Below are 21,047 nucleotides of genomic sequence, written 5' to 3'. Positions count from 1 at the left end.
TTAAAACGAATTTAGTTGCTCAATTAAAACACCACTTATCACTGGTTTGCCTTCTATGGGCTTTAAATAAATTGTTAATCCTTCATTATTCTTCACATTTACCATTGCCGATTTTTCAATACCATATTTTTCGGGGTATTGTTCTGCCATATTAAACTGACTTTCAACACAATCATTATTCAAATAAATATCGAAAATACGTTGTGATTTTTTACTGTCTAAAGAAGTTGTATTATCATTTAAATTGTAAATATTTTTGGAAGACCTAATTTGAGGTTCTACAAAGAACAAAGTTACTTTGTATGTTCCGTTAGGAATATCTAATTTATATCTTGTACAGCCTTCTAACATAGTTTGAAATAATGGCTCTGCATTGGTGCCTTTGATGCTATAAGGCATTCCTTGATGCTTATCTTTACTTAAATTGAATATTTCTCCATTTATATAACCAAACCATCCTTTTTTGTAAGTTTGATCGGGAACAAAAGTCAATTGACGTTCTTCATCTCTAAAATAAAAATGAGCCCCCATATTAATTCCAATTCGTGAAAAGGTTTCAAAATTTAAAGCATCTATTCTTAAAACTTCAATGGTTTTTTCTTTTGAAAATGTTTCTGAAACTACTTTAATGATATTTTTTCCATTAACAAAAGGCACATCAATTGTTACCATGCCATTTTCTATTAAAAAATATTGCAGTTTATTCCCATTTAAAAAAACTTCAATATACTTTTGATTAGAATAAATTTGAACAGGATACTCCTCATCATCAAACACTGTTAATCCAGATAAATAATCAGTTGCAATATGAATGAAAGGTTCTTTTGTCTTTAAAACCGATTTATACCAATAATAAATTTCTTTGGGAGTTCTATCATATTGAATCAACCCTTTTTGATTAACGTGCGGAATGGCATCACCTCGAAACTCGGAACCAAAATCGGCAAAATTCCACGCCGTCATTCCAGTCATATAAGTTCTTCCAATAATTTGTTGATAATACGATTGATGTAATTTAGCTTGATATTCAGTAGAGAAATCAAACTTTTTAGGTGTTTTTGTAAAAATCCTTATATCTGCTCCAGGACCATATTCTGAAAGTAATAAAGACCGATTAGGATACCTTTTGTGTTGGTTATCTAAAAAGACACCTAAATCTGGAATATCTTTATCGTACCAACCAAAGTATAAATTCCAACCAAACAACATTGGTAAATCGGCTATTCCTGTTTCATTGTATAGTTCGTTTAAATGCCCCGCCATAACAGTTATATGGTTTGGTGCTAGCTCTCGTGTTAATTGTTCTAATTGTTTAGCTAAATCTACAGATGCCTTCTTCTGATTTTCTTTAACTGCTTTAGTTAATTTATTATCAAACGCCAATCTTAAAAATATTTCATTCATATAACCTAACATCACTACAGACGGGTGATTGTAATACTGTTTTATCTGTTCTTTTTGCATATTTATACAAACATCAAAAAAGGTTTTGGAATTGGTGACTTTATTTATTACAGGAATTTCGGTCCAAATCAAAATCCCGAGCTTATCACACATATCATACAATTCTCGAGATTGTGGATAATGTGCATTTCTTAACACATTTGCCCCCATATCTTTTATAAGTTGAATATCCTTTTTTTGAAGTTCTATTGGAACCGCATTTCCATAGCCCTTATAATCTTGATGACGATTTACACCAATCAATTTTATAGGTTCTCCGTTTAAAAAAAAGCCTTTATTAGCATCAACACTTACCCAACGAAATCCAAGGTTTTGCCACTTTTCATCTAAAATCGTCCCTTTATTATCTAATAACTGAATACATAACTTATACAAATAGGGTGATTTTGGCGACCATAATTTTGGATTATTAATTTCGGGAAGTTTAATGTCTATGGTTTCTGAAACATTAGCATTTAATATCAATTTTATTTCATCGGATTGAAGCATGTTATTGTCAGCATCAAAAAGTGATACTTTTATCAGGTTTGAAGTTTTATGTTTTTGAAAATTATCTAACAATATTTTCACAGAAACACCTGCTTTTTCTTCTGAAACAGAATAATAATTCACATAAAATCCGTCTGAAGCAAAATCGGACAATGATATATGTTGTTTTGGTTTTGAAATGAGTTGTACATCGCGATATATGCCTCCGTAAAACGTAAAATCGGCATCTAATGGTGGAATATCTAAGTTATGACTATTGTCAACTTTAACCTCAATTAAATTATAAGCATCGTAATTTATATATTTTGAAATGTTGAAATTGAAAGCGGTATAACCTCCTTTGTGATTGCCTATATGATTTCCGTTTACATATACATCTGTTTCTTGATTTACACCTTTAAAATGGATGTAATGCTCTAAATTTTCACTTTTAGAAGAAAAAAAAAGTTGTTTTTTATACCAACCAACACCTCTATGATAGCCTTTTTCATCATCAAAAGCATCATCGGTATTCCAAGTATGTGGAATGTTTATGGTTTGCCAATTTTCAGAAGTTTTATCGCCCAAAACAAACTGCCACCCTGAATTTATGGTAACGGTTTGAGCTTTTATTTCAAATAAAAACACATTACATATTAAAAAGCAAATAATGTAACTTGTTTTGAATGAGCTATACAAATTCAACGTTTTATGTGTTATAGACCTGTCAGGTCTTAATTACTTTATGATTTACAATAAACCTACAAGGTTTTTAAAACCTCGCAGGTTAGTGCTATTAACTATTCTAATGTAAACGTGTGCTCAAAATTAAAATCTGAAGTGCCTTTAATGGCAATTTCAAATTCACCTGGTTCTACATCGAATTTATTTTCGGCGTTATAATATTTTAAATTTTCAACAGTTAAATCAAAACTCACGGTTCTACTTTCGCCTTTTTTAAGGAATATTTTTTGGAATCCTTTTAGTTCTTTTACTGGTCTGGTAAGGCTTCCCACTTTATCGTGAACATACAATTGAACCACTTCGTACCCATCGTAATCGCCTGTATTTGTAATAGTAGTTGAAGCGGTTAAAGTATCTGAAAACCCGATGGTCGTTGCTGATAATTTAACACTAGAATATTCAAAAGTTGTATAACTCAATCCATGACCAAACACATATAAAGGTGTATTTGGAGCATCTAGATAATGAGATTTATAATCTTCATGTGGGTTGCTTGCAGGAATTGGTCGTCCTGTATTTTTCATATTATAGTAAATAGGTACTTGCCCTATAGTTCTTGGGAATGTAACAGGTAATTTTCCTGATGGATTGTATGCTCCGAATAACACATCTGCAACCCCGTAACCTCCGCTAGTACCAGGAAACCAAATTTCTAAAATAGCATCAGCTAGCTTATCTTCTTCAGATAAATCTAACGGGCGACCATTCATTAAAATCAGAACAATTTTTTTATTAGGAACAGCTTTACGAATAGCTTTTATTAAGTCCGTTTGACGTCCTGTTAATTTAATATTAGTTCTACTAGCAGCTTCTCCACTCATATCGTAATCTTCACCTATTACCATCACGACTTTATCTGCTCTTTTTGCAGCATTAATGGCGTTTTGAAATCCGCTTTTATCATTGCCTTCAATTTCACATCCTTTAGCATAAATAATTTTAGAATCACTTAAATATTCCTGAATACCTTGATACACACTAACCGCTTTTCCTTTTCTATCGCCTGCTGCTGCCCAATTACCAATAATATTTTCTTTGTCTTTTACCAATGGTCCAATAAGCGCAATGGTTTGGTTTTTATCTAGCGGAAGAGATTTATCGTCATTTTTCAATAAGACTAAAGACATTGCTGCCGATTGACGTGCGGCTTCTAGAAACTCAGGTTTATAAATCACTTCTTTTTCTCGTTGCTCATCACAATATCTGTACGGGTCGTCAAATAACCCTAGTTTATATTTTGTTAGAAGAATTCTTCGGCAAGCATCATTTATCAATTTTACATCAACTTCTCCTTCATTTACTAATTCTTCAAGATAGAGTCGATTAGCGCTACTCATCATATCTTGGTCTATACCTGCTTCAATAGCTAATTTGGTAGCATGCTTTTCGTCTTTAGCAAAACCATGTTCTACTAATTCATTTATAGCAGTGTAATCTGTTACTACAAAACCCTTAAAACCCCATTCATCTCTTAAAATATCTCTGAAAATGAATTTATTACCAGTAGCAGGAACGCCATTAAGCTCATTAAACGCTGTCATAAATGTTTCAACACCAGCTTCAACTGTAGCTTGAAAAGGTGGTAAATACACGTTTCGCAATTCGTCTTCTCCCATATTTACAGTGTGATAATCACGACCTGCCTGTGCAGCTCCATAACCAACAAAATGCTTTGCACAAGCCAAAATAGTGTTGTGTTTTGATAAATCATCCCCTTGAAAACCTCGAACATAGGCTTTTGCAATTTCGCTTCCTAAATACACATCTTCACCAGCACCTTCAGAGATTCGCCCCCAGCGTGGATCTCTTCCAATATCTACCATTGGTGCGAACGTCCAATGGATGCCCTCCGCTGATGCTTCTTCTGCAGCAATACGAGAACTTTTTTCTATATCTGCTAAATCCCAACTTGCGGCTAATCCTAAATTGATAGGAAAAATAGTTTTAAACCCATGAATAACATCATAACCGAACAACAAAGGAATACCCAAACGGCTTTCTTCTACCGCTAGCTTTTGTAAATCTCGAGTGCCTTTAGCGGAATACACATTTAACATAGCTCCAACATTTCCTTCTTTTATATATTTCTTATTATTAGAACTTACAACAGGTCCTGTAACCGACCATCCTCCACTATACATAACTGTTTGACCTATTTTCTCCTGCAAGGTCATTAAGTTTATTATAGAATCTACTTTAGCGTCAAATGGTGATTCATTGTTAGTACTATTCTTAGTATCTGTTTTACAACTAAAAACAATTATTATTAATAAAAAAATGTAAGTTTTGGTTAGTATTTTATTCATTTTTTTAGGGTTTTATTTTTGAAAATAACCACGGTAATAAATTTGGTTCTGCAAATGCAGCATCCCAACTGTTATGATTTGCATTTTCAAAATAAGTTAATTTAACATCTGCTTGTTTTTCTTGTAAGGAAGTAACCATTCTTAAAGAAAAATAAGGATGTACAACATCATCTTTTCCTCCATGAAAAATCCAAAACGAAACACTATTTGCATATTTCGCTGTTGATTTTGGATTTCCACCACCACAAATGGGGAAAGCAGCAGCAAACATATTGGGTCTTCTTTTTAAAATATCAAATGTTCCCATACCGCCCATTGAAAGTCCGCCAACATAAACCTGATTTTTTTTCACATAGGTTTTATTTAATAGCGTATCCATTAGAGCCACTACTAACTTCATTGATGGTGTTGGTTTGCCAGCTTTTTTATATTTAAATTTTGCTAATCCTTTTTTAGAACGATCAACTTTTACATTAGACCAATAATCATTTTTTGGGCATTGTGGAAAAACAACAATCGAAGGAAATGTTTGTCTGTTTTTTTCGTTTGCAAATAATTTACTGCCGTGTACTAATTGTTTTTTATTATCATCTCCACGTTCTCCAGCACCATGAAGAAATAATACGATTGGATATTGTTTGGATTCATCAAAATCTTTCGGCATCATTATACGATATTGCAATGTATCAGATTGATTTATAAAATATTCTTTTAAGTATAACTCTTGGTCTTGAGCCAACAGAATATTTGATATACCTATCATTAATACTATTAGAAAATATTTTACTGGTCTTTGAATCATCTTTTGAATTTTAATAATTGAATCCTAATTTATCCAATCCTTTTTTAACATCTTCATTTTGCATAAATAAATTCCACAGTAAACCTGTTCTGTGGTTTTCAATCATAATAATTTGCGGCCCTTGGTCTATAGCCAAATAAGCTTCAGTTACCCAAAAATTATAGTGTGGACTAAATGCATCATAAAATCCTGCGGGACCCAACAATTTATTTTTATTTTGATACAGATAATGCATCACTTTTAAAGATTCATTGGGCGTGTAAGGTATAGAACTTATAGCAGCTGTAGGAGATACTACACCCTTATCATTTTTAGGACTATGAGCAGAATAACCTCTTGTACCATCTGAATTTCTAGAATAACTAGCGGTTAATCCCCAACAATTTTCTCCATAACCAACATACTTTTTTGGATTGGTAATGCAATATTGACGGTTGATTTTGGTATGATTTACAGCAAGATTCCAGTAATTCCCATATTGATCGGTTAAATTTTTTGGATTCAATCCTAAGAATGAATAATGACTAAAAAACAGAGGGCCTCCGAAATTAGAACCACCCGCATGCTTTAACACTAGAGGAAAACCGTATTGTGAAGCTGATGAGGTAATCCTCCCAGATTTTGCCCAACCTTTTTCGTAAACTGATTTGTTAATAGAATAATCTGGTGAAGCTGCGGCTAAAACATAGGCGATTAAAACTTCGTTATAACCTGTGAGTTTTAAGTTTTTTTCAAAACCAAAATTTGGACTCCAATGCCAGTACAAAGCTTCTTTATTTTGAGTGTACCAATTCCATTCTACACCTTTCCATAGATCATCAGCTTTTAAAGCCAAAGCTTTTTCAGTATCTGAACCGTTTTTAAAATATTCTTTAACACAAATTAATCCTTGAACTAAAAAAGCAGTTTCTACTAAATCACCTCCATTATCTTTTGCACTAAAAGGCAATACATTTCCAGAATTGCCATCTATCCAATGTGACCATGCGCCATAAAACCGGTCAGCATTTCCTAAAAACGTTAAGATTTTATTTAATCTTGAAACTCCTTGCTCTCTGGTAATAAAATTACGTTCTATACCAACCAACATACTCATAAGCCCAAAACCTGTTCCTCCTGTTGTAACTACATTTTGATTTAAGGTTGGCTCATTAGGATGGTAACGTTCTTTTGCTAATCCAGAATTACTATGTGCAAAATCCCAAAAATACTTAAAGGTTTCCTTTTGGGTTAAATCCATCATTTCATCATCACTTAATGGGGCTATTACAACTGGGTCGTCATCAGGGTCATAAGGTTCTTGATAACCAGGACCATTATCATTTCCACAGGAAAAAATAACGAGACATAGTAATATGAGTGAATATCGAATCATAGAAATTATTTGCTTTTTTTATACGTGAATTCAAGTTTTTCTAAACCTTTTTGAACATCTGTATTCGACATAAATAAATCCCATATCATACCAGATCGATAATTTTCTATCATTACAGGTATAGGACCTTGATCTATTGCTAAGTATCTTGGTGTATACCAATTATGCTCGAAACTAAAGGCATCATAAGGTCCGTATTCACCAATTAAACTATCATGATTTTTATATAATTTTTTTAGCATTTTCATACTTTCTTTTGGTGTATAAGGAAAAGACGATAATGCCGCTGTTGGCGAAACTACCCCCAAATCTTTATCTGGTCTGTGCCCTTTATAACCTTTTACAGAATAACTTGATGTTAAGCCCCAAATACTATCGCCATAACCTTTATAATTATGTGGGTTAGCTATTGAATGCTTGTGATGAATTTTAGCTTGATTTTTAACCAGTTTCCAATAATCTGCATATTTATCTGATAAACCATTTGGATTTAAACCCGTATAAGAATAATGTGCCCAAAACATAGGACCAACAGGGGATTTATCATGTTCGTAATAATCTAGAACTAAATCTTCACCATAATATTTTTCGTTAGACACTATTTTTCCTTCTCTTGCCCAACCTTTGTGATAAACCGATGGTTTTACAGGGTGCGTAGGTGACGAAACTGCCAAAACATACATAATTAAACATTCATTATAGCCTCCTACCGGGAAATTCATTTCCCAATTATATTCTGGCGACCAATGCCAATACAATACATCTTCGCCTTTGGTATACCAATCCCATTCAACTTCTTTCCAAAGCTTATTGATTTTAGTTACTAGTTTTTGTTCTGTTTCATTTCCATTTTTAAAATACTCAGCAACAGTTAACATACCTTGAATTAGAAATGCGGTTTCCACCAAATCACCTCCATTATCTTTTTTACTGAAAGGCATCATCTTACCTGTTTGTCCATTTAACCAATGTGGCCATGCGCCATGAAATCTATCTGCTTTTTCAAGAAAATCTACCATTTTAACAAAACGATTAAGGGCTTGTTCTCTGGTTATAAATCCTCTTTTTACTCCAACTAAAATAGCCATCATTCCAAAACCTGTTCCACCTGTAGTTACTGTATGTTTTGGTGATGTTGGATAAATATTATCCATATGTAAACGCTCTGGTGCTAAGCCAGAATTAGGTTCTGCACCATCCCAAAAATAATTAAAGGTTTGTTTTTGAATGGTATCTAATAAAGACTCATCATCTAAAAGAGTATTTGAATTTACATTCGTAGTTAATTCTTTTTTATTGTTTTTACAATTGAAAAGAATCATCAATATTACTAATGCAGAAAATAGTTTATGTTTCATAAAAAATACAAGCGATTAAATTAACTTTAACTGTATTTAAAAAATACAGTTAAAGTTCAATTAAACAAATTTAACTAATTCAATATTTTTATTTATTCATAATAGCCTGAATTTCAGCCTTAGAAAGTGCCTTTTTATATATATGCAACTCATCTAAGAAACTAGAATCTGATTTGTGATTCCAACCTGTAAAGCGTGGAGCGCCAGACATAATTGATAAAATATCACATCCTGCCCAATCAACACCACTAATATCTTTTTCCTCTTGCAATTCACCATTAATATAAACTTTAGATTTGCTAGTAGAAATTGTAAATGCTAAATGTACCCATTCATCTGCTACATCAATCTCACCTCCATTATTCCATACTTCACCATCTCCAGTTCCTACATTTAATTTAAACCTCTGTTTATCTGCACCTCCTTCTCTAAAAAATCTAAATCCTGAAGTTCTTTTATTTTGTTTTACAGGGTAATTAGCATTTTTTGTGTCTTCAGGTCCAATGACTAATATGCCGGCACGATTAGGGTCAGCTTTTACTTTATACCACATAGTTGCACTAAATTCACTTGCTAATAATCCTTTAGTTGGAAATGTTAAATATGAATCTGTTGCACCTGCATAAGCATCAGAACCTTTTTTAGCTTTACCTGCATAACTTGGAGTACCAACAACAGTCGCTTCTGCTCCTCCTATTTTATTAGAGTAACTACCGTTAAAGTCCATATAGATAGTTTCACCATCAGCAGGTTTATAAGGATTGGTTACTCCAATAATGTTTTGAATTTCAGCTTGTGTTAAGGCTTTATTGAATAAACGTAAATCGTCCATAAAACTATTATCATACTTATGATTCCATCCTGTAAAATGTGGTGCTCCAGACATTATAGATAACAAATTGCAGTTTGTCCATTCGATAGGAGCAGCAAGAGCATCTGTGTTTACTGCTTCACCATTAAGGTATACAACAGATTGTTTTGCGGAAATTGTAAAGGCCACATGTACCCATTCATTTTTTGTAACATCAATTTCACCTCCATTATTCCATTCATCTCCTGGAGAGGTATTCGAATTACCAACATGTAGCTTTAAACGTTGGGTTGATCCTGAACCTTCTCTAAAAAATCTAAATCCAGCGTCTCTGTTATTTTGTTTGTCAGGTTTTGCGGTATCTGGTGGTCCAATAACCAAAATACCTGCACGCCCTGGATTACTATTTACTTTGTACCAAAAAGAGGCAGATATTTCTGTACCCAACTGCAACTTAGAAGTTGGTATGGTAATATAAGAATCTTTAGCTCCAGCATAAGCATTATTACCCACTACAGCCTCACCTGCAAAACCTGGTTTACCAACTTTTGTTGACTTGGTAACACTAATTAATTCTGTATAGTCACCATCAAAAGCCATATATAACATTTCATTTGCAAATAAAGGAATGTATGGTGGCTCTTTTTCAAAATTAACAGTTGTTGTTGTTGTTTTTCCATCAATATCTTTAGCAATTACTTTTAATTCGTGAACTCCAGTTGTAATATTTTTGGCTTTTAAACTTTCTAAAACACGACGATAGTCGATAAAATTACTAAAATTAGCAATTTCTGACCCATCAATTAATACTGATATAGAAGCAACTTCAATGTCATCGGTAACTTCAAATTCTATATCAACAGAAATCACTTTTTCGTTAACCTTAAATTTTGTGCCTTCTAATGGTGCTTTAACAATAACTACTGGTGAAGTTTTATCAGCTCCTTGAGCTACTTCTGTTATTGGATCTATGCCATCATTACATGATACTATTTGCAGCATCACAAAAAAAGCAATTATATATTTTAATACGTTTTTCATAATAATAGTTTAAATTATATTAGTTTTTAAGCCCTAAAGCATCTACTTGTGCTTGTGGATAAGGCAACATAGCTTTGTCTACACTAAATGTTCTACCGTCGTAACTCAATTCGCTATAATTACCCAACCTAATCAAATCATAATAGCGTATGCCCCATTCCATCGCCATTTCTGCAAATTTTTCATGCATTACCTGTTGTTTTGTTACACCTGATAGAGTTCCTAAACCAGCTCTTTTTCTTACAGCATTCACTGCTTGATCTGCAGTCATTGCAGCATTTGATGCTCCTTGGGTTAAAGCTTCTGCATGCATAAGTAAAATTTCTGCGTAACGTATACAAATTAAATTTTTACCTCCTCCGTAATCATTTCTTCCATCGGTTAGTTGAATAGAAGGTAAATAATGTTTACCGCTAGCAAATAATGCCCGTGAATAATCATTTATTTTATCACCATCTTTGGTTGTGTTTGAAATCCAACTTGGTAAAGTAGCATAAGTAGGGTCTTTTTTAATTTCTGCTATTCCCCTATTTGTAAATAGCACACTCGTTTCTAAGCGAATCTTTTCACCTCTATCAAGCATAAACTTTATAAATTTCATACTTGGCTCATAAAAGCCCCAACCGCTACGAGCATTGGCTCTAGCAGGTGTCCAGTTTTGAGATCCAAACGGTGCATACAAATAATAAAATTTATCACCAGTTCCTGAATTATAATCTGAATATTGCATTTCCATAAGGTTCTCGTTACTTAGCTCCCCTGGTTTTTTAAAAGCTTGATAAAAATCTGGATATAACGAAAATTTTCCTGAGTTAATAATTGCTCCTGTAGCATCGGCAACGGCTTGATAGTTTTTAAGCTCTAGGTTTGCTAGTGCCTTTAAAGCTAATGCTGTATATTTAGTGACCCCTCCTTTGACATCTGTACGTTCGTTTGGTCGTACAGATGGAAGAAATGGTATAACTTCATCCATTAAATCTGATATATACTGCATCACTTCGTTTTTAGTTGCTACTCCTTTTTCAATTTCAGAATCTGGAATAGTGGTATTTATAATAAAAACACTTCCCCAAACTCTTGATAAATTGAAATGAAACCATGCTCTTAACACCTTTGTTTCTGCAATATATTGGTCTGCTTTCTTTGATTCAGCTGCATTAGCATAGGTTTTATAATTTTTAATTAAACTAGCTGCATTGTTCATATTTACAATGTCTTCATAATGCCTATTCCAAAGTTCATTATACATCCAGTAGTCTACAGTGTAATCGTACAAATCTGTTTTAGTAAATTGCTGCTGGTCACCAAGACCTCCAGCATTCACATCATCACCACGAACAGACAACAACAAATATTCAGACCACCCACGGGTTGCAAATTCATTATACGCACCAATAAGAGGTAGAATCATATCCTTTGTTTTTGTATAGTCAATGTCACCTGTATTAACTTGACCTTCTTGTAAGTCTAATTTATCACTACAAGATTGAAAGCATATTATCAAAACAAGTGCAAAAACATTTAAAGTATATATGTTTTTAAAATTTTTCATAATCTATATTTTTAAATTTTAATATTAACCCCAAAAGTATATACGCCAGGTACAGGGTATGTTTGTCTATCAACTCCATTTGCTACTTCTGGATTAAAACCATTATAGTTAAAGAATGTAAATGGTCTATCTGCCGTTAGTGTTAATCTGGTTTCTGGCATATTTTTACCAAATAGCTTATCAGCTTTAATAGTATATGCCAATTGAATGTTTTGAATTCTAAAGAAATCACCATCTTCTATCCAGAAATTACTTAATTTTTGATTCCATCCTTTACGAAGACCTGCAGAAGATGGGTAAGTATTACTAGTACCTTCTCCATGCCATCTATTAATTGCTAAATCAGCATCCATATTTGTATCGTTGGTAAATATTATTTCTCCTCGTTTTCTGTTTAAAATTTTATTGCCAGTTTGACCATAAAAACTAAATGAAAAATCGAAGTCCTTATAGGTGATTCCTAAATTACCTCCATACATAAATTTTGGAAGATAAGAGCCTATTACTGTTCTGTCATTATCATCTATAACCCCGTCTGGAATTCCTTTGGGACCACTTATGTCTTTGTATATTAAATCTCCAGGTACCAAGTTATTTGCTACTGCTATAGGATCTGCAGCCACTTGTTCTGGTGTTTGATATACACCTATTGTCTGATAACCATAAAATGCTTTTATTGGCTCGCCTGGTATGGTACGTTGTCGAAATTCAGCACTACCAGCATCAATATATCCTTTACGATCTGTAATACTTAATGTTTTATTCTTTAGGGTAGTAAAATTGGTTCCAATCGAATAACTAAAATCCTCGGAAACTCTTTTATTCCAATTAATACCAACTTCAAAACCTTGATTTCTAATTTCTCCAGAATTTTTTTGTACTGTTTTATTAAGAATCGGAATAAATACCGGCATTATGGCATTTTTAGTATCTCTTATATAATAATCTGCTTCAATAGATAAATTGTTATCTAACATACCGATATTAACACCAAAGTTATTTTCTTCAATAACTTCCCAAGTGTTATTAGTGAATGTACTAGTAGAAGTAATACCCCCAGTTTGCACATCACCAATATCTGTAGAAATAACATTAATAGTATTTGCTCCAGAACTAGCTGCTACATTATCGTTTCCTAATTTACCCCAACTAGCTCTCAATTTTAGGAAGTCGAAAATATCATTATTTTGCATAAAGTCTTCTTTAGAAACGACCCAACCTGCTCCAACTGATGGAAAATAACCCCATGGATCTTTAGTAAATTTAGAAGACCCATCTGCTCGCATAGTTGCGTATACTAAATATTTGTCTTTATAGTTATAGGCGACTCTACCAAAATATGATAGTCCGTACAGTCTGCTTCCAGAATTTCCATTGCCAGAAAGAGTTATAGAGTTTTTTTCCGCAAACTTTAAATACCATGATGATTCCAAATCAATTCCAGATATATTTTCACCTCTAACCGATAAATTATTCCTAGCTTCATCTCTGTATGACGTACCGCCCATAAGTGTTAAGTTATGATCTCCAAAACTATTATTATATGTTAAAAGATTATCCCATATTTGATTAGAACTTGTGTTGTAAATATTATTAATACTTGATATTCTTTCTACACCATTTCCTAAATTATAAGGTAAATTCACATAGCGTTCGTCCAAAGCTGAAAACGCATGATTGTAAGTTGTTTTAAACGTTAATTTTTCTGGGATTAAATTGACTTCAAAAAACACACTAGATAATAACTTTCTTATTTTTAATTGATTGTTACTGTAATTCATTACAGGAAAAGGGTTTTGAGTACCTCTATATCCTAAATTTTGAGCATTGGCATATCTAACAGGAGACGCCTTCGTATTTAACTCATCTATAACGGGCATAATAGGTACTGCAAAATATGCTTGAAACCAAGCTGCATTTTCTGCATTATATTTTGTAGCATTACTAAACACCATATTAACTCCTGCTTTTATCCTATCAGTTAATTTTACATTTAATTTAGAGCGAATATTAAAACGTTCATATTCATTTTTCATTTTCAAAATACCATCTTGAGAGAAGTAATTTACACCTAAAGAATAAGAAGTATTTTCTGTTCCACCAGTAGCACCTAAACTATGACTTTTAATAATGCCAGGTTTTAAAATTTCTTTAAACCAATCTGTATTAACATTAGGTACATTTGGGTTTACCCTACTACGTCCATAACGTTGCATTGCGTTTAATATAAAATCTATATCTGGCTTAGAACCAGACTCATATGCCATTGTTGTAAATTGTTCGGCATTTGCTAATTTCATAACATTTTGTGCATATTGAACTCCTGTATAACCATCATATTCAAATTGAGGTTTTCTATTTAGACGACCTGTTTTTGTTTTTATGATTACAACTCCATTAGCTGCTCTTACCCCATATATTGCAGATGAAGATGCATCTTTTAGAATAGTTAACGACTCAATGTCTTTAGTGTTTAAAAAGTCTATATTATTATAAAACATACCGTCTACTACAAATAAAGGTTTGGTATTATTATCATTATAAGAACCAATACCTCTAAGTCTTACTGTTGGTGAATCTCCTGGAGAACCGTTACTTACTACTTGTACACCTGCTACTTTACCTTGTAATGATTGCATAGCATTAGCAGTTGGTGTTCTTTCAATTTCGGCAGATTTTATAGAGACTATAGAACCTGTTAAATCTGCTTTCTTTTGAGACCCGTAACCAATAACCACAATTTCATCAAGTGAAGCAATGTCTGATTCTAAAGACACATTAACCGTAATTTGATTTTGGATGGTAATTAAAATAGTTTTAAAACCAAGAGAACGAAATTCTAATATTTCACCTTTATTAACATTAATAGAGTAATTTCCATCAAAATCTGTACTTACACCTCTACTTGTTCCTTTTACTATAACGCTAACCCCTGGCACAGGTAAATTATCTTCAGCACTTACAACATTACCTTTAACAATGTTTTTTTGTGCAAAAGCATAGACTGAAAATAGAAAAATCAACAATAAAGTAAATTTTGTTTTCATATTGTTTTGTTTTTAAAATGTTAGTTTGTGCTAAGTTAAAGACTATTTAAATCTGTATCAAAAAATAACTTACACATAAAATACGTCAAACAGCTTAAAATATTACAAAATGCTTACTGACGTATATTTTGATGAGTAAAACAAATGATTAATAAAGAGTTTAAAAGCTAAATGACGTAGTTTTGACGTAGTATTTATATGATAAATTAAGCAGCTTTAGGATTTCTATTTAAACTTTTGCAAATAAGATGTTAAAGATTTATCATTTTCTAATTTTAGCTTGCGTTTTAGTCTATATCTGTGAGTTTCTACCCCTCTAATTGAAATATTCATTAATGGTGCAATTTCTTTAGTTGATAAATTCATTTTAATATAGGCACAGATTTTTAAATCTCTATGTGTTAAAATAGGAAATTGTGATTTAAGCTGATTGAAGAACTCCTCATGCACTTGATTGAAATTATATTCGAATACTTCCCATTCATCTTCATGCCCAATAGAGTTATCAATTTTTCTTAATAATTTTTTAAAGGAATATGTGTTCTCAAAACTATTTTTATTTTGAATTAATGCGTTTTTTAATTCTAACATTGATTCATTTTTTTTAACCAATGCCATTGCGGTATTTGCTAATTGTTTACTTTTAAGCTTAACTTCATTTTTTAAAGATTCATTTTTTAATTCTATTATCTTTTTATCATTTTCGATAGCTTTTGCTTTAAGTATTGCTTTTTGCTCTTTTATTAGTTTATTATGAAGCACCTTTTGTTCTTTTTCAATTTTTCGTTTATGAAGCCAATAAAAGGTTACGCTAAAAAATAACAGCGTTATAAAGTATATAAAACTATTTTTATACCATGGAGGTGATATTTTTAACTGGACTGTTTTTATTGATGATAATTCTCCTGATAAATTAGTTGTTCGAAATTGTATTTTATAATCACCACTACTTAAACTAGATAATTCTAATTTTTCATTATCCATTTTATGCCAAAGTAAAGTATCTGAATTAGAGAGCGCATATTCAAAAAAATGATTACTGGAATTAGGTGACGATATTGATATACTAATATTTTTATTAAAAGCAGCCTCATAAATATCAAAATCATTTATGTTTACTAAATTTTTATCAATTTCTATCTGCTCAATAATAGGTTCTTGAAGTGTGTTATCTTTAGTATGGTTTCCTTTGTTTATTAACATAAAGCCATCATAGAGATTTAAAGCATAAATTGAATCTTTTATTTGTGAAACACTTTCTCCATCAACAACAAGGCTTTTTTGAAAAAGTTTATTTGGTAGATCTAAATTAGTTTTTCCATTAAGTAAAGAAATAAAACTTATTTTATCTTTTTTACTCTTAGTAACTAATAAGTCTGTATCGGGTTTTGAAATTATATTTGTATCTGTTCCTAAGGTTTCATTTAATAAAGCGTTGGGAACAATACTATCTATTAAGGCTTCATATTTTTGCCAACCTTCATTCGTTTTAAAACAAATATCATTTTTAATTTTATGCACTCTTACATTAAAGTCTGAACTAAGCCCTTTATCTTTATAATCTTTAAATACTACATTTTCATAATTGGCATCAAACTTTACTCTAAATAATCCTTTATATGCATGTGCAACCCAAGCTGTGTGAGAATCTTCAAAAACTAAATATTTAATAGGTTTAGTCGATTCACCTAAATGCTTAGGATTCCAATTTCCATTACTATATTTATACCTAACTAAACCAGCATAAGTTCCTTGAACAAAAGTATTCACTGTTTCTGGAACTTTTTTAATAACCCATCCTCCCGTAAAATTTGAAATTTTATTTAACTTCTTATTCTTTACTAAAAAAGTACCGCTATTATGACCACAAAATAACTCGCCATTTATTTCTTTTAATTCCCAAACTTGACCTTGAGAATCTTCAATAAATTTTAGTTTATTATCGTTATTATCTAAATAAAACAATCCTGTATTACTACCTATATATAATGTGTTTTTATAATTAATAATATCGTAAACAGCACCTAACTCGCCAGAATTATCATTATAAAATGTATGACTATAATTTAAATCTATTAAGGCAATACCGTTATCTAATCCAATCCATAATTTATTATTTTTTCCCAAACCTTGACTTAAAACTGTATTATTTAATAAGCCGTTCTCTTTATTAATATGAAATAATATTTCACCTAAATTATTAGTTAAGTAAACGCCGTTTTTTATAGTACCAAAAACCATATTGCCATTATTCAACTCTAAGAAACTATTAAGCTGTTGTTCTTTTATTACTTCGTTGATTTCTGGCTGCCAAGATTCTAATGTTTTGCCATCATATAAAAAACAGCCCTTTAATGAGGTAGTAATAAGTAATTTGCTATTAAGATTTGTGATAGAAATAACTTTAGCATTATTTAACTTATCAACATTAATTAAGGGCACTAACGTGTTATTTTGTAGAATATAAATACCGTTTTTTAATGTTGACACGTAAACCTTATTATTTACCACATTACAGGAAAGTATAGTTGACTTAGGTTTTATTTTTATTATTTTTCCTTCTTTATATATGTAAAGATTTGAAAACGACCTAAAAAGAAAGGCTCCATTATGGTGTAGTATTTGCCAGAATTCTTCATCTAAAGATTCTTTTTGTTCATAAAACCCTCTCAATGAAGTATAAATTAATTCTCCTTTTTTATTCTTTTTCCAGTATCCAAACTCTTCATAAGACCCAGTATAGATAAGATCTTTGTGTGCTAATACAGACCGGATAATGGTTCTATTTGGAAGTTGAAAAAAACTCCATTTTAATCCATCGAACTCTACTAGTCCTTTATCATTTGCAACGTATAACTTCCCGTTTTCTGCGACAGAGACCCCCCAGTTTTGATTCCCCGCATTAAATTCTGTTAATGAATAATTTTGAAAGAAAGGTGTGTGTTGAGCATATAACCCACCATAAAGTATGACTATAAAAATTAGCGCGCATTTAAAATTTGTTAGCATAACTGCAGTTAACTTTTTTAAAACTAATATTATTTAAAACAAATTTAATCAATTTTATAATGATTGGTGAATATTAATTCTCTAGTTCAATAATTGCTTTTTCCTATATTGGGCTTGCAACAAAAAAGTGGACAATTAGTTAAGAGACTATACGGCTAATTTATTATTATACATTTCTAATTCAAATTCGTTAATGGATTTCATTCTATGTTTATATATCCATTCTATTTTTAAAGACTTAAAGAAAGATTCAGCTACAGCATTCGCTTTCGCAGTAAAAACTACGTTTTTATTCTTAATCTCAAATCTTTTCTACTCATAGATTTTTTTATCATTCTATGATAATTCTTAATCGTTTTAGGAAAAGATACTGATCGCCTTTTTTAAGATATTTCGTTCTAACTCCATATCTTTTAATTGCCTTTTCAATGTTGCAATCTCTCGTTGTTCATCAGTTTGTTTTAGCTTACTATGTCCTGGAAAACTATTCTCTCCATAAGTTTTTGATTCTCGTCTCCAACGGTGTAAAACGGAAGTAGTATATCCAATTCTTTACATACCCTAGAAACACTACCTCTAGAATAACTTAATTCTATAGCTTTCTGCTTAAATTCTATTGTGTAATTTCTGTGTCTTCTTGTCATTTTTCAAAGTTAAAACTTTAACCTAGAATCTCTCTTCTTGCTGTCCAGTCAAATATAGTAAGTCCATTTTTGGTAAGAATTAACTTTGGAGTCCGCTCGACACCTCTTAAAAAAAGCTTCAATTTTTTATTGATTTATGATATTTGTCATAAACCCTTATTTATTATGCAGTTATTTTTGTTTAGTGTTAGCAAACGTATTAATTGTTTAAAGAAAAAAATTAACAATAATTAATAAAATTTTAACTCGTTTTATTATTTTTGATGTAAATTATAAATTCAAAGCTTTTGTTTAAAAAAGAAAAGTTTTTTAAATAAATAATTGTGAAAACTAAACTAAAAATATTACCAAAAGAATCTAAGTGGAGAAAAACAGCTTTATTTTTTATTGCTGTTATGGTTGGTTTGGGTTTATTTATGGCAAAAGAAGCTTCCTTGGTTTCTTATATGTCAGATGATCCTCAGGCATGTGTAAACTGCCACGTGATGACTCCTATGTATAATAGCTGGATGCACAGTTCACATAGAGAGCAAGCTTCTTGTAACGATTGCCATGTGCCTCATAATAATGTATTCAACAAATATTACTTTAAGGCTAAAGATGGATTGTTACACGCATCTGTATTTACTGCAAGAGCAGAACCAGAAGTAATGTTTATGCGAGAAGAATCGGAAGATGTGGTGCAAAATAACTGTATAAGATGTCACGTACAGCAAGTTACGCAAGTTAAATACAATGGTTGGTTAGATGACCATAAAGAAAATAGAACCGAAAGAAAGTGTTGGTCTTGTCATCAAGAGTTGCCCCACGGAACGGTTCACGGTATTTCAACAATTAGAAATAATATTGCACCTATTCCTACAGATAATGTAGAAACCGTAATACCTGAGTGGTTAAATCAAAAAATTAAAAATTAAAATTAATATAATGAAAAACAAAGTATTATTTATAGTAACCGTAGTAGTCGTTTTTCTTTTAGGATTACTTGCTTCTAGCATTGTAAACAGAAAAAGTGAAGCAAAATACAAATATGTTCCTCAAGTAGAAATTGGTGAGAATGAACCTAGAAATGCTGAATGGGGTAAAAATTTTCCAGCAGAATATCAATCGTTTTTACAAACTGAAAAAAGTGATTTTGAATCTTTTCAGGGAGGTTCTAAAATGAAAGACTTATTAGAAGAAGACACACGTTTAGTGGTTCTTTTTGCTGGTTATGGTTTCGCAAAGGATTACAATCAGGGTCGTGGACATGAGCATGCAGTTACAGATCTTCAAAATTCATTAAGAACTGGTGGGCCTAAAGGAAAAGGAGATGGTCCAATGCCAGCTACTTGTTGGACTTGTAAAAGCCCTGATGTACCAAGATTAATGAACGAAATTGGTATTGCTGAGTTTTATAAAGGAAAATGGGCAGATAAAGGAGCAGAAGTAGTAAACCCTATTGGATGTGCTGATTGTCATGATGCTAAAACAATGAAATTAACCATTACACGTCCTGCTTTAGTAGAGGCTTTTGAATCTATGGGTAAAGACATTAACAAAGCTACTCATCAAGAAATGCGTTCGTTAGTATGTGCACAATGTCACGTAGAATATTATTTTGATAAGAAAAAACCAGGTAAAGAAGGAGTTCCTTATTTAACTTTCCCTTGGAAAAACGGTATGTCTTTTGAAGCAATGGAAAAATATTATGATGATATGAACTTTAAAGATTGGACCCACAAATTAAGTAAAGCGCCAATGCTAAAAGCACAACATCCAGGATATGAAACTTATTTAACAGGCGTACATGCAGATAGAGGTGTTTCTTGTGCAGATTGTCATATGCCATATAAGAGTGAAGGTGGACAAAAATTTACAGATCACCACATTCAATCTCCTATGAACAATGTTGCCAATTCTTGTCAAGTTTGTCATCGTGAAGATGCAGATAAGTTAAAAAGAAATGTTTATGAGCGTCAACAAAAATCTACAGAAAGTAGACTAAAATTAGAAGACGCTTTAGTAAGAATGCATATTGAAGCTAAAAAATGTTGGGATTTAGGTGCAACAGAAGCACAAATGAAAGATATCTTAAAAGATATTCGTCATGCACAATGGCGTTGGGATTATGCAGCAGCAGCACACGGAGCTTCTTTTCACTCTCCAGTAGAAACAGGTAGAGTTATTGCTAGTGGTTTAAATAAAGCTACGGAAGGGCGTGTAAAAATTGCTCGTTTATTAGCAGAATTAGGTCATAACAAACCTGTTGATATGCCAGATATTTCTACCAAAGAGAAAGCACAAGTATACATTGGCTTAAATCCAGAGAAAATGAAGCACGATAAAGAAGAATTTAAAAAGAATTTACTTCCTAAATGGATGGAGGAAGCTAAAAATCGTGAAGCAAACTACGGAACTAAGAAAGTTTCTATGAACAAATAATT

The 21,047-nt window shown here is 31.8% G+C and carries 11 protein-coding genes and 1 pseudogene; 2 read left to right on the top strand and 10 right to left on the bottom strand.

Annotation, left to right across the window (positions count from 1 at the left end):
• From ACY2RX_RS13340 to ACY2RX_RS13295, 10 genes and pseudogenes are all read right to left on the bottom strand, one after another.
• Entirely contained in the window at positions 1-2,580 is a 2,580-nt protein-coding gene (locus tag ACY2RX_RS13340) for a glycoside hydrolase family 2 TIM barrel-domain containing protein (protein ID WP_490104474.1), read from the bottom strand.
• 152 nt (positions 2,581-2,732) lie between these two features.
• The gene (locus ACY2RX_RS13335) at positions 2,733-4,982 is read right to left on the bottom strand and encodes a glycoside hydrolase family 3 N-terminal domain-containing protein (RefSeq protein WP_490104473.1); all 2,250 of its coding nucleotides are present in this window, start codon (positions 4,980-4,982) and stop codon (positions 2,733-2,735) included.
• Between the two features lie 4 nt (positions 4,983-4,986).
• Entirely contained in the window at positions 4,987-5,784 is a 798-nt protein-coding gene (locus ACY2RX_RS13330; RefSeq protein WP_490104472.1) for a carboxylesterase family protein, read from the bottom strand.
• Between the two features lie 10 nt (positions 5,785-5,794).
• Positions 5,795-7,159, bottom strand: coding sequence for a glucoamylase family protein (locus ACY2RX_RS13325; protein WP_490104471.1), 1,365 nt, complete (start codon positions 7,157-7,159; stop codon positions 5,795-5,797).
• Positions 7,160-7,164: 5 nt separating this feature from the next.
• Complete coding sequence (locus ACY2RX_RS13320; RefSeq protein ID WP_490104470.1) at positions 7,165-8,517, bottom strand: glucoamylase family protein; 1,353 nt, start codon at positions 8,515-8,517, stop codon at positions 7,165-7,167.
• 88 nt (positions 8,518-8,605) lie between these two features.
• Entirely contained in the window at positions 8,606-10,369 is a 1,764-nt protein-coding gene (locus ACY2RX_RS13315; RefSeq protein WP_490104469.1) for a LamG domain-containing protein, read from the bottom strand.
• 19 nt (positions 10,370-10,388) lie between these two features.
• The gene (locus tag ACY2RX_RS13310; RefSeq protein WP_490104468.1) at positions 10,389-11,780 is read right to left on the bottom strand and encodes a RagB/SusD family nutrient uptake outer membrane protein; all 1,392 of its coding nucleotides are present in this window, start codon (positions 11,778-11,780) and stop codon (positions 10,389-10,391) included.
• 152 nt (positions 11,781-11,932) lie between these two features.
• Positions 11,933-14,968: a SusC/RagA family TonB-linked outer membrane protein gene (locus ACY2RX_RS13305; RefSeq protein ID WP_490104467.1), complete on the bottom strand. Its 3,036-nt coding sequence runs from the start codon at positions 14,966-14,968 to the stop codon at positions 11,933-11,935.
• Positions 14,969-15,193: 225 nt separating this feature from the next.
• Positions 15,194-17,977 carry a helix-turn-helix and ligand-binding sensor domain-containing protein gene (locus ACY2RX_RS13300; RefSeq protein WP_490104466.1) on the bottom strand — a complete coding sequence of 928 codons (2,784 nt, stop codon included), beginning with the start codon at positions 17,975-17,977 and terminating at the stop codon, positions 15,194-15,196.
• Between the two features lie 378 nt (positions 17,978-18,355).
• Positions 18,356-18,621, bottom strand: a pseudogene (locus tag ACY2RX_RS13295) (transposase); the annotation flags it as partial.
• A 323-nt stretch (positions 18,622-18,944) separates the two neighbouring features.
• Between ACY2RX_RS13295 and nrfH the strand changes: the two are divergent.
• Complete coding sequence (gene nrfH, locus ACY2RX_RS13290) at positions 18,945-19,538, top strand: cytochrome c nitrite reductase small subunit (protein ID WP_490104465.1); 594 nt, start codon at positions 18,945-18,947, stop codon at positions 19,536-19,538.
• 10 nt (positions 19,539-19,548) lie between these two features.
• Positions 19,549-21,045 (top strand): ammonia-forming cytochrome c nitrite reductase, encoded by a 1,497-nt coding sequence (gene nrfA, locus ACY2RX_RS13285; RefSeq protein WP_490104464.1) that lies wholly within the window; start codon positions 19,549-19,551, stop codon positions 21,043-21,045.
• Positions 21,046-21,047: the final 2 nt, after the last annotated feature.

The organism is Polaribacter sp. 2405UD43-2 (assembly GCF_058147125.1).
The sequence above is the reverse complement of the archived record's forward strand: the minus strand, read 5'-3'. Positions and strand labels throughout refer to the sequence as shown.